Origin of the sequence: Sulfuricaulis sp. (genome assembly GCF_049587675.1) — a bacterium.
In the GTDB taxonomy this organism is placed as follows: Bacteria; Pseudomonadota; Gammaproteobacteria; order Acidiferrobacterales; family Sulfurifustaceae; genus Sulfuricaulis.
On sequence record NZ_JBAVEJ010000189.1, the window covers coordinates 1 to 2,029 of the forward strand.

The 2,029-nt window shown below is 58.3% G+C and carries 2 protein-coding genes and 1 pseudogene; all 3 read right to left on the reverse strand.

Annotated elements, in window-relative coordinates; all coding sequences use genetic code 11:
- Positions 1 to 1,184: alpha-D-glucose phosphate-specific phosphoglucomutase (locus tag WB402_RS09805; RefSeq protein ID WP_424207362.1), on the reverse strand; the 1,184-nt coding region annotated here is incomplete at its 3' end.
- Positions 1,181 to 1,477 carry a DUF1840 domain-containing protein gene (locus tag WB402_RS09810; RefSeq protein WP_424207364.1) on the reverse strand — a complete coding sequence of 99 codons (297 nt, stop codon included), beginning with the start codon at positions 1,475 to 1,477 and terminating at the stop codon, positions 1,181 to 1,183. The genes WB402_RS09810 and WB402_RS09805, both read right to left, overlap by 4 nt.
- A 209-nt stretch (positions 1,478 to 1,686) precedes the next feature.
- Positions 1,687 to 2,029, reverse strand: a pseudogene (locus tag WB402_RS09815) (HAD family hydrolase); the annotation flags it as partial.

Below are 2,029 nucleotides of genomic sequence, written 5' to 3' on the forward strand. Positions count from 1 at the left end.
GCGCTCTCTTCACCGCCGAAACCAAGCGAGCCGTCGAGCAAGCCATCCACAAACCACTTGAAACCGACGGGCACCTCGTAGAGCTTGCGACCAAGCTTGGCCGTGACGCGATCGATCATCTGGCTACTTACTACCGTCTTACCGACGGCCACTGACTTGCTCCACTTCGGTCGATGCTGAAAGAGGTAGAAAATGGCGACCGAGAGGTAATGATTGGGCGGCAGCAAACCCGCGTTCCGGGTGACGATCCCGTGCCGATCGTGGTCGGTGTCGCAGGCGAAGGCGATGTCGAAGCGATCCTTGAGGTCGATCAAGCGCTGCATGGCGTAGGACGAGGATGGATCCATGCGGATCTGACCGTCCCAATCGACCGTCATGAATCGGAAGGTCGGATCGACGACGTCGTTCACCACCGTGAGATTCAAGCCATAGCGTTCGGCAATCGGGCCCCAATAATGGACACCGGCGCCACCGAGCGGATCCACGCCCATCCTGATGTTCGCGCCGCGAATCGCATCCATATCGAGCACGCTGCCGAGATCGCTAACGTAAGCGTTGAGATAGTCGTGGCGGTGCGTCGTGGCCGCGTGCAGCGCCTTCTCGAAAGACATTCGTTTCACACCCTCAAGGCCGCTTTGCAGAAACTCATTGGCCCGGGCTTCGATCCATCCGGTGACGTCGTTGTCCGCCGGCCCGCCGTTGGGCGGGTTGTACTTGAAGCCGCCGTTGTCGGGCGGATTGTGCGAAGGCGTTATGACGATGCCGTCCGCCAGCCCGGTATCGCGGCCGCGGTTGTAAGCGAGTATGGCGTGAGAAATCACCGGCGTGGGCGTATATTCGCCCTTGTCCGCGAGCATGACGTCCACACCGTTGGCCGCCAGCACTTCGAGCGCACTGGTAAACGCCGGTTCCGAAAGCGCGTGCGTGTCGATCCCCAGAAACAGTGGGCCATCGATACGCTGCTGCTTGCGGTACTGGCAGATGGCCTGACTGATGGCAAGAACATGCGATTCGTTGAAGCTATTTTCGAACGCGGAACCACGATGCCCCGAGGTGCCAAATGCAACTCTTTGCCCGGACACCGAAGCGTCGGGCATATTGGAGTAGTAGGCCGTGATGAGTCTGGGTACATTGACGAGCATCGTCGGCGGAGCGGGCTTCCCTGCCAATGGACTTATTTTCATTTCCACATTACGTCGGATTCTGCCTTTGCTGCGGCAGCAAGAAGATTAATGAGAGGCAGCGCTCGATTAGCCATGCTGACCAACGGCTCATCCGCATCCTTGTCCTCAACTGGCGGAGAGGCTTTTTCTGCATCGATAGCGGCTGTTAACCGGCTCAGGGCCGCAGGAACATCTGCCGCCAGAATCGCGCCGGGAACGGTTGCGCTGTGTCCCATCATTTTCAGCATGGCTAGCGCGACATCCCTGAACATGGTGATGTCGGCGTAGGCATCGGTCGTAAAAGTCACCAACATGGTGTACTCCTCGAATGAATAATTTAGTATCTACTTGTGCCATTGCGCGCGGCCATCAAACATGCGCTCACAGGTTTTCAATCTCCTTGTTGCATGGTACACCACCTGTTCCCTGGCTGCGGCGTAGCGTGCCACTGGTCAGCAGTCGCGCGTGATGCAGCGGCTTTGACCGAGATCGTGCAGCTGTTGTGTGGCTTTCATCACATCGCCTATCGCGTGCCGCCGTCTTTGGAGCTGCCGAGCAAGGTGGAAAAATCGACATTGATCAGCTCACCGATACGCTCAATCGTGATAGCAGCGTGCGGATAGGCGGCGATATTTCCAGGATCGAGCGCGTAGTGGCCCTGACGTGGGAAGACGGTGGTCAGACGATCTCCCCAGACTTTTTTCACCGCCGCCAGAATGCGCAGCTTGTCGTCCACCATGACGTAATGGCGAGCCGGGTAACGCTGTTCGACGTCAGCGAGCACTTGCTCTTTGTGCAGATAAATCAGCACCCGGCCCTCGACCGCGTCCCACAATCCCGATCGCTGTACCTTGCGCGGCTGGAAC

Excerpts from the sequence above, each read along its gene's own strand:
- WB402_RS09810 (WP_424207364.1), bottom strand. The coding sequence starts at position 1,477 with ATGTTGGTGACTTTTACGACCGATGCCTACGCCGACATCACCATGTTC.